This is a genomic window from Paenibacillus sp. JCM 10914 (assembly GCF_001315105.1).
GTDB lineage: Bacteria > Bacillota > Bacilli > Paenibacillales > Paenibacillaceae > Paenibacillus_AQ.
Map to the genome: position 1 here is coordinate 292,198 of NZ_BAZR01000001.1, position 17,478 is coordinate 309,675.

The following is a 17,478-nucleotide window of genomic DNA, read 5'->3' on the forward strand; positions in this document are numbered from 1 at the left end:
GATTCCAGCACCAAACATAATCATGAACATTTACGCATTTGGCGAAAGGAAGATTGGCATGAACAGAGTAGACGTGAAAGAGAAGGCGCGGGCCAGAGAACTGCGTATTCTAAACAAATGGAGCCAGGAGAATACATTCAAGAAATCGATTGAGCTGCGTGCCGGTAAACCAAATTACGTATTCTATGAAGGACCACCGACTGCGAATGGCGCGCCGCATATCGGTCACGTGCTGGGCCGGGTCATTAAGGATTTCGTCGGTCGTTATCAGACGATGAAAGGGTATCATGTTGTTCGTAAAGCCGGCTGGGATACACACGGGCTGCCGGTGGAGCTTGGCGTAGAGAAGCAGCTCGGCATATCCGGTAAGCAAGAGATCGAGAACTACGGCGTCGAAGCGTTCATCAAGAAATGTAAGGCCAGCGTATTCGAGTATGAGCACAAATGGCGGGAATTGACGGAAGCGATCGCTTACTGGACCGACCTGGACGATCCTTATATCACACTTAAGAATGAGTATATTGAGAGTGTATGGAACATACTCGCAACGATTCATGATAAAGGGCTGCTGTATCGCGGTCACCGCGTAAGCCCATATTGTCCGTGTTGTCAGACGACCCTCAGTCTCACGAGGTGGCCCAAGGCTATGAAGATGTTAAGGATCTGAGCGCGACAGCGAAATTTAAACTGCATGACAGCGGTGAGTATATCTTGGCTTGGACGACTACACCGTGGACCTTGCCTTCTCATGTGGCGCTCGCCGTGAACCCGGATATGGATTATGCACGCGTACAGCAGGAGGACGGTATCTATATCGTGGCGAAGAATCTCGTCGAGGACGTGATGAAGGGCGAATATACGGTATTGTCTACGATGAAAGGTGCGGAGTTGGTCGCTCAGACGTATGACCCTCCATTCCCATACGTGCAGGCAGAGAAGACTAACGTTGTAGTCGGAGCTGCATTTGTCACCGATTCCAGTGGTACCGGTATCGTGCATTTGGCACCAGCGCACGGTGAAGACGATTATCGCGTATGCCGCGAGAACGGAATCAGCTTCGTGAGCGTCGTGAATGGTCAGGGACGTTATACCGATGAGGTAACGGATTTTGCTGGACGTTTTGTTAAGGATTGCGATATAGACATCGTGAAGATGCTTTCGGAGAAGGGCCTTCTGTATAGCAAAGAGAAGTACGAGCACAGTTATCCGTTCTGCTGGCGCTGTAAGTCTCCACTGCTCTACTATGCGATGGAGAGCTGGTTCATTGAGACGACGGCCGTTAAGGAGCAGTTGATCGCGAACAATAACTCAGTCACATGGTATCCAGGTCATGTCCGTGACGGTCGCTTCGGTAAATTCCTCGAGGATTTGGTGGATTGGAATATTAGCCGTAACCGCTACTGGGGAACACCGCTGAACGTCTGGGTATGCGATTCGTGTGATGGTCAGTATGCGCCCCATAGTATAGCGGATCTCCGAGCTCATGCGGTTGGTGAGGTATCGGAGGATTTGGAGCTGCACAAACCTTATGTGGATGAGGTGAAGGTGAAGTGTCCTCACTGTAAGAGCGGCGTAATGGAACGTACTTCTGAGGTAATCGATGTATGGTTTGATAGTGGCTCGATGCCATTCGCCCAATATCACTATCCGTTTGCAGGCGAAGACCGGTTCGAACAGCAATATCCGGCAGATATGATCTGTGAGGGAATCGACCAGACCCGCGGCTGGTTCTACAGCCTGCTGGCTGTATCGACGCTGTTTACAGGAAAAGCGCCTTATAAAGCCGTCATGGCAACAGGGCATATCTTGGATGAGAACGGCCAGAAGATGTCTAAGTCCAAGGGGAATGTTATCGACCCTTGGGAGATCATCGAGGAATATGGCACAGACGCTTTCCGTTGGGCTTTGCTGGCAGACAGTGCACCGTGGAACAGCAAGCGCTTCTCCAAAGGCATTGTTGGCGAAGCGAAGTCCAAGGTCGTCGATACGCTGGTGAATACGCATGCGTTCTTAACGCTGTATGCCGGAATTGACGGGTATAACCCGAGCGAACACGAGTTCAAGGGATCTGACAACAAGCTGGACCGCTGGATTCTCTCTCGTCTCAATAGCTTGATCCAGTTGGTAGACAAGGGACTGTCCGTTAATGACTTCCTAAATGCAGCCAAAGGAATAGAAGCCTACGTTGATGAGCTTAGCAACTGGTATATCCGGCGTTCGCGCGATCGTTTCTGGGGAAGTGGACTCAGTGAGGATAAGCTAGCTGCCTATGGCACGCTTACCCATGTACTGCTGACGTTGTCGAAGTTGATGGCTCCATTCACACCGATGCTGTCCGAGGACATCTATGTCAATCTCGGTGGAGGAGAAAGCGTGCATTTAGCAGACTTCCCGCAAGCGGATGAGGCGATGATCGACAAGGCGCTGGAGCAGGACATGGAAACGGCAAGACAGATTGTGGAGCTGGCCCGTAACGTCCGTAATGAGACGGCGATCAAGACGCGCCAGCCGCTTGCAGAGCTGATCGTCTCGATGGATCGTGAATTTGACCTCTCCGGTTATGAGGCGATCATCAAAGACGAAATTAACGTGAAGCAAATTCAGGTAGAGACGAGTGACAGTGGCTTTGTTGACTTCATCTTAAAGATGAACCTCAAGGTTGCCGGTAAGAAATACGGGAAGAATATCGGCTTCTTGCAAGGATTCCTGAAGGGGATGAACAGTGATGAGACGCGGACGGTTGTTCAGAATGGCGGCCTCAACATCACGTCACCGGAAGGGGAAGAGCTCCAGATTACGGCTGAGGAGCTGCTGGTGGAGAAGAAGGCGAAGGAAGGTTTCGCCTCTGCATCGGGTTATGGACTGACGGTGGCCCTCAATACCGACATCACCCCAGAGTTGGAACAGGAGGGTTGGGTGCGAGAGGTCGTACGTGCCGTGCAGGACACGCGCAAGAAGCTGGATCTCCCGATCGAGAAACGGTAGATTTGAAGCTGGATACCGATGAGGAACTGACGGCGGCGATTGTGGCCTTCGAAGTTGTTCTCCGTGAGAATGTACTCGTCAATGAGCTGCAGTTCGGCTCATCCGATGTCATGGAGCGGGTGGAACTCGGCGGCAAAACCATCGGCATTAACATCTCTTAACATAATATAGAAGCTGTATGCGTAAAGTAGCTGTTCACTTTCGTGTACAGCTTTTTTTGTGATCAGATTTACCTCAAATGTGTTGTTCGAATGATATTCTTGCAACCGATGCATATTAATTAGGATATGTTGTGTATAAGGGGTGGGGGCATATGGCTGATCAAATGAATAAGGAGCACAAAGAGAACAAAACAGAGCAGAACGAGGCGGTTAATCCAGCGCTCGATGATGAGGTGGACAAGTTGAGTGCGATTCATCGCATGACGACAGAGATTGCACAGCAACTTGAGAAGTCACGAATCGCCGATTATACGCAGCTGCTGAATCGACCGTGGAAGCTTATCGGCACGAATTTGCTTGCCGGTACTGCCAGAGGCGTCGGGATTGCGATCGGGTTCACTTTTTTTGCAGCGACGATCATTTACTTGTTGCAGGCGCTGGGTGCATTGAACCTGCCCATCATCGGTGATTATATCGCGGATATTGTCCGGATTGTACAGCGGCAACTGGAATTGAGATAATCAGGTCAGATTCGTGTGCTAGCGATTATGTAGGGTCGGCAGAAGGGTTGTTTTTCTACCGACCGATGATGATTATGATTGTGTGTCGTCTTCCGGATCCGCATGCGGATCAAGCAGGTAGCTGCCTTCGCCGCGGCTGAGATAATCTTGATATTGAGGGCTCCGCACGACAAATACTTCTGAACCATCGATGTTGGTTGCCACGAAATTCTCGTAGGTTCAACAAAGCCGCCAAGATCATCGCCGTTCTCAATCGCCATCTCGTCATAACTGTCCACATCGTTGTTTTCCGCCATCGCGGGCGTATTGGACGTGCCCCAGCTCTCAACAATCTGCCAAGCATCTTCCCCGTCGAACGCTGCGTAATCATGCTCGTCCATGCTGGACTTGCCAAACGGCGGAGCCATTACCTCTTCTTCAACCGGACGTTGGAAGGATAAATGTTCCCGAGGTGTATCTTTGATGCAATATTGAGTATCGGGTACAGCTTCCAGACGTTCGTATGGAATCGGTTGACCACAAATCGTACAGACCCCATAACGGCCATGATGTATGTTCTCAAGGGAGAAGATCACGCGCTGCAATTCCAAGTCGACCCGATCCTGTAATGCCAGATCTTTCTCGCGTTCGTACAGTTCGGTAGCCAAGTCACCGATGATTATCGATATGGGATAACTCGCCGGTCTGATCTCGTTCGGATTCACCAAGTCCATGCTGATCGTTGTAGATAAAGCGGCGTTCCAGTTCAACCTTCCGCTCCATCAATTTCTGCTGCAACTGCTTGATTTGCTCCTGGGTCAGATGCGACATGTCACAGCTCCTTTCACGGTCATTCGATTGGTTTATCTGTTCATAACCATAGGGTGCACCCATCGCAGCGCTTTTACTGACGGAAAATGTTCTCGGCATTGGGGAGGAATGGACGATTTCAGAACCGCTGTGCTACAATAGACGAGTTACGTCCAGTCAGGCGGTGAAGATTTCCAGCCGACTGTGGAGAAGATAAGAACGGAGTGACATGAACCAGTGGTATATTATCTCATTGCTTTTGTATTATTTCTCATCGACCAAGGAACGAAATACCTGATTGCGTCCAGACTCGAGCTTTATGAGCAGATCCCTGTTATCGGCAATTTCTTTGTAATCACATCCAGTCGAAACCGCGGGGCTGCCTTCGGCATACTCCAGGATCAATTATGGTTCTTCATTATCGTCACGGTTATCGTCGTGGGTGGAGTGATCTGGTATCTTGGCAAAATGATTAAAGAAGGACGTAAATTGTTGCCAACGGCGCTTGCGCTTGTGCTCGGCGGTGCTTTGGGTAATTTTATCGACCGATTGGTGATGGGAGAAGTTGTGGATTTCCTGATGTTTAATTTCGGAAATTACACCTTCCCGATTTTTAATATTGCAGATTCCTGTATCGTGATTGGTGTAGGCTTGATTATATTGGATACGCTTCTGGAAGGAAGACGGGAGAAGTTGAAGTCAGCAAGTGATGTGTCTGGTACAGAAGGGAATGAATAAGCTTGGGTATGTCTGAAATGACGAACTGGGATGGAGACGCTGACCAAGAGCAAGGCATTCATGAGTGGACGGCCGGAGCCGAGGCAGCGAAATTGCGTATAGATAAATACATAACCGATGCTCTGGAGGATGAGGTATCTCGCTCTCAGATTCAGTTATGGATCACGGATGGACATGTCCTGGTTAATGATTCGAACGTTAAATCGAACTATAAGCTGAACGCTGGCGATCGAATTAAGCTTAGCGTGCCACAGCCAGCTGCCGTTGAGATCGAAGCACAGGACATTCACCTGGATATTGCTTACGAGGATGCGGATGTTATCGTCGTTAACAAACCCAGAGGCATGGTCGTTCATCCTGCACCTGGTCATGAGGCAGGTACACTCGTTAATGCGCTCATGTATCACTGCAAGGATCTGTCTGGAATTAATGGTGAGCTCCGGCCCGGGATCGTCCATCGAATCGACAAGGATACAACGGGACTCATTATGGCCGCCAAGAATGATAAGTCTCATGCTTCGCTTGCAGCACAACTGAAAGAACATAGTGTCAATCGTCGTTATCTGGCCTTGGTGCACGGTAACATTAGCCATGATCAGGGAACGGTCGATGCGCCGCTTGGCCGCGATCCACACGACCGGAAGCTGTACACGGTTACCGATCGGAACAGCAAGCACGCCGTTACGCATTTTACGGTGGTCGAGCGCTTCGGAGACTACAGTCTGCTGGAGCTGAAGTTGGAGACCGGCAGAACCCATCAAATTCGCGTTCATATGAAATATATTGGGCACCCATTGGTTGGCGATCCTGTATACGGCAAGAGTAAAGGGATCAAGTTGAACGGACAAGCGCTTCATGCTGCCGTATTGGGCTTTGATCATCCCTCCACAGGGGAGTATATAGAATTTTCGGCAGTAATGCCGAACGACATGGAAGAATTGCTGCACAATTTAAGGAGCCGGTAACGGCTCTTTTTTCTTATCGCCTACGCTGGGTAAAGCGTTGATCTTACCAGGCTGCTGTGTTATAGTGTGGTGAGTTATTAAAAAGGAGGTGAGGCAGGATGAATCACGAGATGGACAACAACCGTATTAGCCAGTTGCCTTTGGCAATTACTGGCATTGTTCACACTTTTTCTTTCAACGGGAGAAGTCTGTCCAATTTCACAAATACGGTATGTACCATCGCGAGAAGTCACCTGCCTGCCTGTACGGACTAAGCCGTTTGATCGGCTTCATGTTTGCATAGGGTCTGCGGAGCTTGCTCTGCAGGCTTTTTTGTTGTTGTACATGTAGCTGCAAGGTTCTTCTCCATCATTACACAGTTCGAATCACGGACTCAGGAGGAAACCAACTATGAACATTATAAATGTACGAAACGCAACCCATTACCACGGAGCCAATCAAATCTTTGATAACATATCGCTTGAGATCAAGCAAGGTGAGAAGGTGGGCCTTATTGGACCGAACGGAAGTGGCAAAACGACCCTCATGCGACTCCTCGCCGGAAGTGAGCAGCCTAGTCAGGGCGAAATCGCGATGAAGAAGGGACTGAACGTGGGGTACTTGGAACAGGTGCCCAGCGAAAAGGAGAACTTGACGGTGCTCGAAGTGTTATCACAAGGATTGAGCCAGCTGCATGACGATCGGGAAGAGATGGCCGAGTTGGAAAGGAAGATGGGGGACGCGGCGGTTCAAGATCAAGCTGGCGAGCTGGAGCGGGTGCTGCAGCGTTATGCCGCGGTCCAGGAACGATTTGAAGCTAAGGGCGGGTACAGCATGGAAGCCGTCGTGGATCAGATTGCATCGGGGCTGGACATCGACAAAAATGATTACGGTCAGCCTTTTGCTTCGTTATCGGGCGGAGAGAAGACGCGGGTGATGCTGGCTGCTCAGCTCATCGTTCAACCTGACGTGCTGCTGCTCGATGAACCGACCAATCATCTGGATTTGACGCGCTTGGAATGGCTTGAACGATATATCAGGGAGTATTCAGGAACATGCATCATGATATCTCACGATCGTTATTTTCTGGATCGCGTAGTTACCCGGATTGTGGAACTTGAAGATGGGGAGATTTATACCGCGAGTGGTGATTATACTTCATACATGAAGGGCAAGGAAGAACGCCTTCTTCAGCAATTCGCTGACTTTCAGGAGCAGCAGAAAATCATCAAAAAAATGAAAGAATCGATCAAACAACTGGAGGAATTCGGACGGCTTGGCGGTGGAGAGAAATTTTTCAAACGAGCAGCTTCCATGCGTAAAGCTCTTGAGCGAATTGAGATCATCAAGCGACCGGTGCTGGAACGTAAACAAGCAGCATTCGATTTGGATCCACAGGACCGTTCCGGCCGGCGCGTCGTCTCATTTGATCAAGTCCAGGTTGCATTTCAGGAGTCTGAATGGTCGGAGCCTCTCCTTAACAACATCAGCGGACTTCTGGAATATGGAGAGAAAGCGGTGTTGCTTGGTGTGAATGGGAGCGGCAAAACGACACTGTTCAAGGTATTGCTGGGTGAAGTTCAGCCTCAGGCAGGCGATTTCTCCATAGGAGCCAGCGTGGACATCGGTTACCTGGCCCAAGAGGAGGAACCGGAGAATCCGAAACAGACCGTTCTCGAATATTTTCGTGAACAGGCAGGAGTCGAGGTAGGAGAGGCACGCGGGATATTGGCCAAATATTTGTTTTTCGGATCGGCGGTGTTCAAGACCATAGGTGCTCTATCCGGAGGGGAATGGACGAGGCTGCGTCTGTCACTTCTGATTCACGACAAACCCAATTTGCTTCTGCTTGATGAACCGACCAATCATCTGGATATCGCATCCCGGGAGGCTCTGGAAGAAGCGCTCGCGGAATATGCGGGAACCATCCTTGCGATTTCACATGATCGTTATTTTATCAACCGCTTGTCGCAGAAGGTGTGGGAACTGCATCAAGGCAGATTAACGGTATATCATGGCAATTATGATGACTATCGAGAAAAGAAGGTTATGTTAGAATCGTCTTTGAACATGGATGTAAGGGGAAAGACTGAAAATATAAATGTAGTGCGCCGAGATCGGCCACATCAGCCAAATAATGAAGTAATCACGGCTCAGGAACGATCCAGTGAGATTGAGAAAGAGATAACTCGTATCGAGGCACTTATTCAGGCGATGAACGAGCGGCTGGAAGCTGATAGCACTGCAGGTAGCGATGATCACTTGGCGACTCTGACACAACGATGGGATGAGCTCGAAGCGCTGCAAGCGAAGCGGGATCAATTACTACAGGAATGGATGGAATGTTCGGAGTGATCTGCGAATAACGATCGAACCCGAATAGTACAAATCATCTGATATAAAATGCATGGCTCCCCGCGCGATAATACGGCATATTTAATGTTGACCAAGAATGCTAGAGTAGGAGATGAATACAAACGATGAGTATTGAGAAATATCAAGAGACATACATTCAGCAGAACTTTGCCGATCGCATCGGCGGTGCCAACTACGGTAAAGACACGGCTATCTATAAATTCGAGAAAATCAAGAGAGCGAAGGTTGCAGCAAAGCAAGAGCATCCTGATGTAGAGTTGATCGATATGGGAGTCGGCGAGCCGGACGAAATGGCGGATTCCGGCATCGTGGCGAAGCTGGCCGAAGAAGCTTCCAAACCTGAGAACCGCGGTTATGCCGATAATGGCATACCGGAATTCAAGGAGGCAGCTGTTCGTTACCTCCGCAACGTTTTTGGCGTGGAAGGAATCGATGCCGCTACGGAGGTTGTGCACTCGATCGGCTCCAAGCCGGCGTTGGCAATGCTGCCTTCCTGCTTCATTAATCCCGGTGATGTAACGATCATGACGGTTCCTGGTTACCCTGTGCTTGGTACTCATACCAAATACCTGGGCGGCGAGGTCTATCATATCGAACTGAAGAAAGAGAATGATTTCCTGCCAGATCTAAACGCAATTCCAGATGATATTGCTCGACGTGCAAAGTTGCTGTACTTGAACTATCCGAACAATCCAACAGGTGCAAGCGCAACGGTAGCGTTTTTCACTGAAGTAGTGGAATGGGCACGCAAAAACAATGTGATTGTCGTTCACGATGCGCCATACGCGGCACTGACTTATGATGGCATGAAGCCGCTTAGCTTCCTCTCTGTTCCAGGGGCGAAAGATGTGGGCGTAGAACTGCACTCCCTGTCCAAGTCGTATAATATGACGGGATGGCGTATTGGCTTTGTGGCGGGTAATCCGCTTGTTGTCAAAGCATTCAGCGATGTGAAGGATAATAACGATTCCGGACAATTCATCGCGATCCAGAAAGCGGCTGCTTACGGTCTGGACAATCCGCAAATCACCGAGAAGATTGCTGAGAAGTATTCCCGCCGTCACAATATGCTTGTCGAAATGCTGAACGGACTTGGATTTACGGCAGAGAAGCCGAAGGGCTCCTTCTTCTTGTACGTGGAAGCTCCAAAAGGCGTTAAGGGCGGACGTCGTTTCGAGTCCGGCGAAGACTTCTCCCAGTTCCTGATTCGCGAAAAACTGATTTCCACAGTGCCTTGGGATGATGCGGGCTCATTCGTTCGTTTCTCTGTTACGTTTATTGCCAGCGGCGAAGAGGAAGAAAAACGTGTCATCGCCGAAATTCGCAGCAGGCTGAGTGACGTTGAATTCGAATTTTAAGACGACGACTTTCGACACGATATCAGTTGACATCCCCTGTAGGGTCTGTCATAATGAGATCAATCGAATAGCACCTTTAAATCAGTCCCGTGAGGCTGGCAAGGTAACGTGAACCGAGGTTCATTAACAGGAGGCATAGCTCTGTCTGCGGATAGATGCTGCTGACTCCACGACATCTCTATGAGATCAACTCCTTGCCCGCATTGGGCAAGGAGTTTTTTGGTTGTGATGAACCTGCGGATTCGTCAGGAACTGGATAAGGGCTAATCAAATGTTCAAGGAGGTAACGCGTGTGAGTATCGAGCAGCATGTCATTATGGACGAGACGGCCATCCGCCGCGCACTAACGAGAATCGCCCATGAAATATTAGAAAAGAATAAGGGCATTGAGGACTGCGTGTTGATCGGCATAAGGACCCGAGGCGTTTATCTCGCGCAGCGCATCGCCGAACGCATGCATGAAATCGAGGGGACACCGATTCCGTGGGGAGAGATTGACGTTACGTCTTACCGCGATGATCGAGACAGCAAGGGTGCTGCGGAGAGTCGGGCAGAAGAGGCTAAGCTGAGCCTTGGACAGTTGGACATCCATGACAAGAAGGTCATACTGTTTGATGACGTGTTATACACGGGACGGACAATTCGAGCAGCGATGGACGCCTTGATGGATTGTGGGCGGCCGCGAATGATTCAACTGGCGGTACTGGCCGACCGGGGGCACCGTGAACTGCCAATCCGGCCCGACTATATCGGCAAGAACGTTCCTACTTCGAAGCATGAAGAGATTACGGTATCACTTTTGGAAAGCGACGGCAAGGACGAAGTGACCATAAGCCAGAGAGAGGAACGATCATGATGACGACAGCTATTTCACTGAAGGAACGAAGCCTCCTGGGGCTTAAGGATATCAGCAGAGATGAAATCACCTCGATTCTTACTCGCGCGGCTTACTGGGAAGCACAGTCTGACAAAGTCGTGCCGGTGCTTCAATCCAAGTTCGCCGTCAACATGTTTTTTGAGAATAGCACGCGGACGAGATTTTCCTTCGAAATGGCGGAGAAGAGACTCGGCGCCGAGGTCATGAACTTCGCGGCAGCGGCTTCCAGTGTAGAGAAAGGCGAGTCCATCTATGATACGGTTCGAACACTGGAGTCGATGGGGATCGATGCCGGTGTCATCCGCTTGAAGCCTTCGGGAGTGCTGCAGGAGTTGGCTGAACGCGTATCGATTCCGCTCGTAAACGCCGGTGATGGCAACAATGAACATCCGACGCAGGCGTTGCTGGATTTGTACACGATGAAGAAAAGCTTCGGTGAGCTTAAAGGCTTGACGGTATCGATCATTGGCGACATTAAGCATAGCCGGGTGGCCCGATCGAATCTGTGGGCGCTGCAAAAATTCGGCGCGCACGTGCAGCTCTGCGCACCTGAATCGATGCAGGCGCCGGAGCTTGCACAGTACGCCCCTTATGTATCGATGGAGACCGCATTGAAGGCTGACGTGGTCATGATGCTGCGCGTTCAGCTTGAGCGTCATAATGAAGGGGTGTTTAAGTCAAGCGCCGAGTACAGGGAGCAATATGGTCTGACGGAAGAACGGGCGGCAGGCTTGTCCGGGCATACGATCATAATGCATCCGGCGCCGGTGAACCGAAATGTCGAGATTGATGACCAGGTTGTTGAAAGTCCGAGATCGATGATTTTCAAGCAAATGGCGAATGGAGTACCGATTCGAATGGCAGTTATGGAACGGGCGATGAAGGGTTAGGAAACGGTAGCTCATGATTGGAAATGAATAAACGATTAATAAATATACACAAATGTGAATTTTTATTATACAATATACAGAGCAGCGACAATTGCTTCTGCTTTCGGAGGGGAATTCAAGATGCAAATGCAAGTCATTAAGAATGCCAAAGTGATCAACGAACAAGGACAGCTCGAGGACGGACATATTGTGATTCAGAACGGTCAGATCCAAGCGATTGAGAGTAATGCCGCTCATTTGCCTGAACCGAAGGATAACGTACACGTCATCGATGCAGAAGGGAAGCTGGTTACACCTGGATTCATCGATATGCATGTGCATTTGAGAGAGCCTGGCTACGAACACAAGGAAACAATTGAGAGCGGCAGCCGCTCTGCAGTCAAGGGCGGATTCACCACCATTGCATGCATGCCAAATACAAGGCCGATTACCGACTCACCGGAAACGGTGAAAGTCGTGTTGAATAAAGCTAGTGAAGCCAATCTTGCCAAAGTGCTTCCTTATGCGGCGATTACCAAGAATGAGCTTGGCCGTGAGTTGACCGATTTTGAAGCGCTGAAGGCCGCAGGGGCGATCGGATTTACGGATGACGGCGTCGGTGTGCAGAATGCGCAAATGATGAAGGACGCCATGAACAAAGCGAAAGCGCTTGGCATGCCGGTTATCGCTCACTGTGAAGATGACTCGCTGGTGAAAGGCGCTTGCGTAACGGAAGGGAAGTTTGCCGAGCGGCATGGATTGAAGGGGATACCGAACGAATCGGAAGCGATTCATGTCGGCCGGGATATTTTGCTGACGGAGGCTACGGGTGTCCACTACCACGTATGTCATGTAAGCACGGAGCAATCGGTGCGTTTAATCCGCCAGGCGAAGGCGATCGGCATATCGGTTACTGCGGAGGTATGTCCGCATCATCTGGTGCTGTCAGACGAAGACATTCCGGGGCTGGATGCGAATTGGAAGATGAATCCTCCGCTGCGCTCGCCGCGCGATGTGGAGGCTTGCATCGAAGGTCTGCTGGATGGAACGCTGGATATGATCGTCACTGACCATGCTCCGCATAGCGAGGAAGAGAAGGCGAAGGGAATGGAGCTGGCACCGTTCGGGATCGTTGGATTCGAAACGGCGTTCCCACTGCTGTATACCAAGTTCGTAGCGACCGGACAATGGGACTTGGCTACCTTGGTACAACGCATGACGAGTGACCCGGCAAGAGTATTCGGTCTGGATTCCGGTGTGCTGAAAGCCGGTGCCGCTGCAGATTTGACGATGATCGACCTTGAAGCGGAGAAGGAAGTGAACCCTGCGGAGTTCGCCACGAAGGGACGCAATACACCATTTACGGGGTGGAAGTTGAAGGGCTGGCCGGTGATGACTTGGGTCGACGGTGACCTGAAATGGTCGGAAGCTGACGGGTTCTAATAAACCCGATGCATGTTTAAACAGAGAAACGAATCATAAATTACACATAGATGACAGGAGTGATCGGAATGCAGGCAAGATTGTTACTGGAGGACGGGACGCTATTCAGCGGAAAATCCTTCGGCGCGGATGCTGAAATGACCGGAGAGGTTGTTTTCAATACGGGGATTACAGGATATCAAGAGGTGCTAAGCGACCCGTCCTACTGCGGACAGATCGTGACGATGACATACCCGCTGATTGGAAACTACGGCATTACGCGGGATGACTTCGAGTCCATTCGCCCGTTTGTGCACGGATTCGTGGTACGTCGTCATGAGCCTGTTCCGAGCAACTGGCGCGCAGAGTATAGCGTGGATAGCTTGCTTAAGGAATACGGCATTCCGGGGATCAGTGAAATCGATACACGTATGCTGACGCGCATTATCCGCCACTACGGTACGATGAAAGGGATTCTGACCACTTCGAACAAACCGGTAGAAGAACTTAAGGAAATGCTGGGTGATACCACGATCGCTGAGCTGCGCAATCAAGTTGCGCGAACCTCAACACCGCAAATGTTCACAAGCCCCGGTCAAAAAGAGCGGATCGTACTCGTAGATTTCGGTGCCAAAAGCGGCATTCTGCGCGAGCTCACTTCCCGCGGCTGCGACGTTATCGTCGTTCCGCATGACACGACAGCTGAAGAGATCCGCAGACTTCATCCGGATGGAATCCAGTTGTCCAACGGCCCTGGGGACCCGAAGGATGTTCCGTACGCAGTTGAGATGGTAAAGAATCTTCTGGGTGAGTACCCGATCTTCGGAATCTGTCTTGGACATCAACTGTTCGCTCTGGCTGCCGGAGCAGACACCGAGAAACTGAAATTCGGACATCGCGGCGGTAACCATCCGGTTAAGGATCTCGCCAGCGGCCGCTGCTACATCACTTCCCAGAATCACGGATTTACCGTGAAGGAAGATTCCGTTAAAGGAACGGAGCTTGAAGTTACCCACATTAACAATAATGACAAAACGATTGAAGGCTTGAAGCATTCGAAATTCCCGGCCTTCTCGGTACAATATCACCCTGAAGCTGCACCTGGTCCGCACGACAGCAGCTATCTGTTCGATCAGTTCCTTGAGATGATTCGAGATCATAAGCAGAATGAAATTCGCAAACCGCGCCAGGCGGTTCTGGCCGCAGCCGTGAAAGGAGCTAACTAATATGCCTAAAAACGATACACTCAAAAAAATTCTCGTCATTGGCTCCGGTCCGATCGTCATCGGTCAAGCAGCGGAATTCGATTACGCCGGGACTCAAGCGTGCCAAGCTCTGAAAGAGGAAGGCATTGAAGTCGTACTTATCAACAGTAACCCTGCGACGATCATGACGGACACGAACATGGCAGACAAAGTATACATCGAACCGATTACACTGGAGTTTGTCACCCAGATTATTCGCCAAGAAAGACCTGACGGTTTGCTGCCAACGCTAGGTGGCCAGACCGGTCTGAATATGGCGGTTGAGCTTGCCCGTGCCGGCATTCTCGAGCAAGAGAACGTGAAACTGCTCGGAACGCAGCTTGAATCGATCGAGAAAGCAGAAGACCGCGACTTATTCCGTGAATTGATGCGCGAACTGGACCAACCCGTGCCGGAAAGCACAATCGTAACAACATTGGAGGAAGCTCTTAGCTTTGCCAATGAAATCGGCTATCCATTAATCGTTCGCCCTGCTTATACATTGGGAGGTACAGGCGGCGGTATCTGTGCAACGGAGGAAGAATTGCGCGAGACCGTTAGCTCCGGACTTCGTTACAGCCCAATCACTCAGTGCTTGGTCGAGAAGAGCATTGCCGGCATGAAGGAAGTCGAATACGAGGTTATGCGCGATGCGAACGATAACTGCATCGTGGTATGTAACATGGAGAACTTTGATCCGGTTGGCGTTCACACCGGGGACAGCATCGTTGTGGCACCTAGCCAAACCTTGTCGGATCGCGAATATCAAATGCTGAGATCGGCATCATTGAAGATCATTCGTGCCTTGAACATTGAGGGTGGATGTAACGTACAGTTCGCCTTAGATCCGAACAGTTATCAATACTATGTCATCGAAGTGAATCCGCGCGTAAGCCGCTCTTCAGCGCTTGCATCCAAGGCAACAGGTTATCCGATTGCCAAGATGGCGGCGAAGATCGCTATGGGATACACACTCGATGAAATCGTGAACCCGGTGACAGGCCAAACCTACGCTTGTTTCGAGCCGACCTTGGATTATATCGTAAGCAAGATTCCTCGTTGGCCGTTCGATAAGTTTATCCACGCGAACCGGAAACTCGGAACGCAGATGAAAGCTACCGGTGAAGTCATGGCGATCGGACGCACCTTCGAGGAATCTATTCATAAAGCGGTCCGCTCGCTCGAGATTGGCGTGCATCGCTTGTACTTGAAAGGTGCTGACGAACTGACTGACGAAGTGCTGCAGCAGCGTCTGATCAAAGCGGACGATGAGCGCATGTTCCTGATCGCAGAAGCTTTCCGTCGCGGATATGGACTGCAGCAGATTCAAGATCTGACGAATATCGACTGGTGGTTCCTGGATAAGATTGAACGCTTGATCAAATACGAAGATCATATTCGCCAGGAAGCAGCGCTGACTTACGAAACATTGTATGAAGCCAAGCGCCTTGGGTTTACGGACCGCGCGATTGCGGAGCTTCGGACCGAAGGTAAAGCAAGCTCTCATACGACGGAGGAATCGATCCGCTTCCTTCGTCACGAACATTCCTTGCGCCCGGTATACAAAATGGTAGATACATGCGCAGCCGAGTTTGAAGCATCGACACCGTACTACTACTCTACTTACGAGACAGAGAACGAAGTGATCGAGTCTTCCAAAGAGAAGGTCATCGTTCTTGGCTCCGGACCGATTCGGATCGGCCAAGGGATCGAATTCGATTATTCAACGGTTCATGCTGTATGGGCCATACAGAAGGCAGGTTATGAAGCGGTTATTATCAACAACAACCCGGAGACGGTTTCAACAGACTTCAATACCTCGGACCGCTTGTACTTCGAGCCGCTGTTCTTCGAGGATGTCATGCATGTCATCGAACAGGAGAAGCCGGTTGGCGTTATCGTCCAGTTCGGTGGACAAACCGCCATCAATCTGGCAGCGCCTCTGAGCAAAGCCGGCGTCAAAATCCTCGGCACAAGCTGGAGAGCATCGATGAAGCAGAAGACCGCAAGAAATTCGAAGCGCTTCTGTCCAGACTCGATATTGCCCAGCCAAAAGGGAAGACGGTAACGTCGGTTGACGACGCGGTGGAAACCGCGCAATCGCTGGGCTACCCCGTGCTCGTAAGACCATCTTACGTACTTGGCGGTCGTGCGATGGAGATCGTATATTCCGACAGTGAACTGCTCAGCTATATGACGGAGGCCGTTAAGATTAATCCGGACCACCCGGTATTGATCGACCGCTACATGCTTGGCAAGGAAGTGGAAGTTGACGCGATCTGCGACGGCGAGACCGTGCTGATTCCGGGCATCATGGAGCATGTGGAGCGTGCAGGCGTCCACTCCGGTGACTCGATTGCCGTGTATCCGCCGCAATACTTGTCGCAAGACCTGAAGGACAAAATTACGGAGATTACGATCAAGATTGCCAAAGAATTGAACACGCGCGGACTTGTGAACATCCAGTTCGTTATCTATAAGAATGAAGTGTATGTCATCGAAGTGAACCCGCGCTCTTCGCGGACGGTTCCGTTCCTGAGCAAGGTAACGGGCATTCCGATGGCCAACCTTGCAACCCAAGCCATCATGGGCGGCAAGCTGAAGGAACTCGGGTACGAGGAAGGTATGTGGCCTGAGAGCGAGCATGTGTCGGTTAAAGTCCCTGTCTTCTCCTTCGCGAAGCTGCGCCGCGTGGAGCCTACGCTTGGGCCTGAGATGAAGTCGACAGGCGAAGTTATGGGCCGCGACGTGAAGTATGCCAAGCGCTTTACAAAGGTCTGATCGGCGCAGGGATGAAGATTCCTTCAACGGGTGCGATTATCGCCACCATTGCGGATAAAGATAAAGAAGAAGCAGCAGCGCTGCTTAAAGGCTTCCATAAGCTCGGTTACAAGATTGTAGCAACGGGCGGTACGGCGGCCGCGCTCCAAGAAGTCGGACTTGATGTAACGACGATCAATAAGCTATCCGAAGGGACACCTAATATCCTCGATATGATTCGAACAGGTGAAGCGAACTTCGTCTTTAATACATTGACCAAAGGCAAGACGCCGCAGCGTGACGGATTCCGTATTCGCCGTGAAGCGGTGGAGAACGGTGTTGTATGTATGACCTCACTCGATACGGTACGCGAGCTGCTCACGATGCTGGAGACGATCAATTTCTCATCAGAAGCGATGCCGGTATAATACCGT

General features: G+C 50.6%; 10 protein-coding genes and 3 pseudogenes. 11 read left to right on the top strand and 2 right to left on the bottom strand.

Annotation, left to right across the window (positions count from 1 at the left end):
- The first annotated feature begins 58 nt into the window (after positions 1-58).
- Positions 59-3,146: pseudogene (gene ileS, locus JCM10914_RS01350) on the top strand (isoleucine--tRNA ligase).
- A 152-nt stretch (positions 3,147-3,298) separates the two neighbouring features.
- Positions 3,299-3,667, top strand: a complete 369-nt coding sequence (locus JCM10914_RS01355; protein WP_023956513.1) for a DUF5665 domain-containing protein — start codon at positions 3,299-3,301, stop codon at positions 3,665-3,667.
- 72 nt (positions 3,668-3,739) lie between these two features.
- Here JCM10914_RS01355 and JCM10914_RS01360 read toward each other — a convergent pair.
- Positions 3,740-4,477 (bottom strand): annotated as a pseudogene (locus JCM10914_RS01360) (TraR/DksA C4-type zinc finger protein).
- 216 nt (positions 4,478-4,693) lie between these two features.
- Here JCM10914_RS01360 and lspA point away from each other — a divergent pair.
- A complete protein-coding gene (gene lspA, locus JCM10914_RS01365) occupies positions 4,694-5,194 on the top strand; it encodes a signal peptidase II (RefSeq protein ID WP_023956519.1) in 501 nt (166 codons plus the stop codon).
- Positions 5,195-5,202: 8 nt separating this feature from the next.
- Complete coding sequence (locus JCM10914_RS01370) at positions 5,203-6,159, top strand: RluA family pseudouridine synthase (protein WP_036716866.1); 957 nt, start codon at positions 5,203-5,205, stop codon at positions 6,157-6,159.
- A 198-nt stretch (positions 6,160-6,357) separates the two neighbouring features.
- On the opposite strand, the gene JCM10914_RS29145 is transcribed toward JCM10914_RS01370, so the two are convergent.
- Positions 6,358-6,495 (bottom strand): hypothetical protein, encoded by a 138-nt coding sequence (locus JCM10914_RS29145; protein ID WP_162472388.1) that lies wholly within the window; start codon positions 6,493-6,495, stop codon positions 6,358-6,360.
- Between the two features lie 54 nt (positions 6,496-6,549).
- Between JCM10914_RS29145 and JCM10914_RS01375 the strand changes: the two genes are divergently transcribed.
- From JCM10914_RS01375 to carB, 7 genes and pseudogenes are all read left to right on the top strand, one after another.
- Positions 6,550-8,493, top strand: a complete 1,944-nt coding sequence (locus tag JCM10914_RS01375) for an ABC-F family ATP-binding cassette domain-containing protein (RefSeq protein ID WP_023956523.1) — start codon at positions 6,550-6,552, stop codon at positions 8,491-8,493.
- A gap of 125 nt (positions 8,494-8,618) precedes the next feature.
- The gene (locus tag JCM10914_RS01380) at positions 8,619-9,872 is read left to right on the top strand and encodes an LL-diaminopimelate aminotransferase (protein WP_023956525.1); all 1,254 of its coding nucleotides are present in this window, start codon (positions 8,619-8,621) and stop codon (positions 9,870-9,872) included.
- 292 nt (positions 9,873-10,164) lie between these two features.
- Positions 10,165-10,728, top strand: coding sequence for a bifunctional pyr operon transcriptional regulator/uracil phosphoribosyltransferase PyrR (pyrR, locus tag JCM10914_RS01385; protein WP_023956527.1), 564 nt, complete (start codon positions 10,165-10,167; stop codon positions 10,726-10,728).
- A complete protein-coding gene (locus JCM10914_RS01390; protein ID WP_023956529.1) occupies positions 10,725-11,639 on the top strand; it encodes an aspartate carbamoyltransferase catalytic subunit in 915 nt (304 codons plus the stop codon). The genes pyrR and JCM10914_RS01390 overlap by 4 nt, the downstream gene beginning before the upstream one ends.
- A 120-nt stretch (positions 11,640-11,759) precedes the next feature.
- A complete protein-coding gene (locus JCM10914_RS01395) occupies positions 11,760-13,061 on the top strand; it encodes a dihydroorotase (protein ID WP_023956531.1) in 1,302 nt (433 codons plus the stop codon).
- A gap of 68 nt (positions 13,062-13,129) precedes the next feature.
- The gene (gene carA, locus JCM10914_RS01400) at positions 13,130-14,266 is read left to right on the top strand and encodes a glutamine-hydrolyzing carbamoyl-phosphate synthase small subunit (RefSeq protein WP_023956533.1); all 1,137 of its coding nucleotides are present in this window, start codon (positions 13,130-13,132) and stop codon (positions 14,264-14,266) included.
- Between the two features lies 1 nt (position 14,267).
- Positions 14,268-17,472 (top strand): annotated as a pseudogene (gene carB, locus JCM10914_RS01405) (carbamoyl-phosphate synthase large subunit).
- Positions 17,473-17,478: the final 6 nt, after the last annotated feature.

What these genes read in the sequence shown, in the direction of transcription:
- JCM10914_RS01355 (WP_023956513.1), top strand. Translation starts at nt 3,299, where the DNA reads ATGGCTGATCAAATGAATAAGGAGCACAAAGAGAACAAAACAGAGCAG.
- JCM10914_RS01370 (WP_036716866.1), top strand. Translation starts at nt 5,203, where the DNA reads ATGTCTGAAATGACGAACTGGGATGGAGACGCTGACCAAGAGCAAGGC.
- JCM10914_RS01375 (WP_023956523.1), top strand. Translation starts at nt 6,550, where the DNA reads ATGAACATTATAAATGTACGAAACGCAACCCATTACCACGGAGCCAAT.
- JCM10914_RS01380 (WP_023956525.1), top strand. Translation starts at nt 8,619, where the DNA reads ATGAGTATTGAGAAATATCAAGAGACATACATTCAGCAGAACTTTGCC.
- JCM10914_RS01390 (WP_023956529.1), top strand. Translation starts at nt 10,725, where the DNA reads ATGATGACGACAGCTATTTCACTGAAGGAACGAAGCCTCCTGGGGCTT.
- JCM10914_RS01395 (WP_023956531.1), top strand. Translation starts at nt 11,760, where the DNA reads ATGCAAATGCAAGTCATTAAGAATGCCAAAGTGATCAACGAACAAGGA.
- carA (WP_023956533.1), top strand. Translation starts at nt 13,130, where the DNA reads ATGCAGGCAAGATTGTTACTGGAGGACGGGACGCTATTCAGCGGAAAA.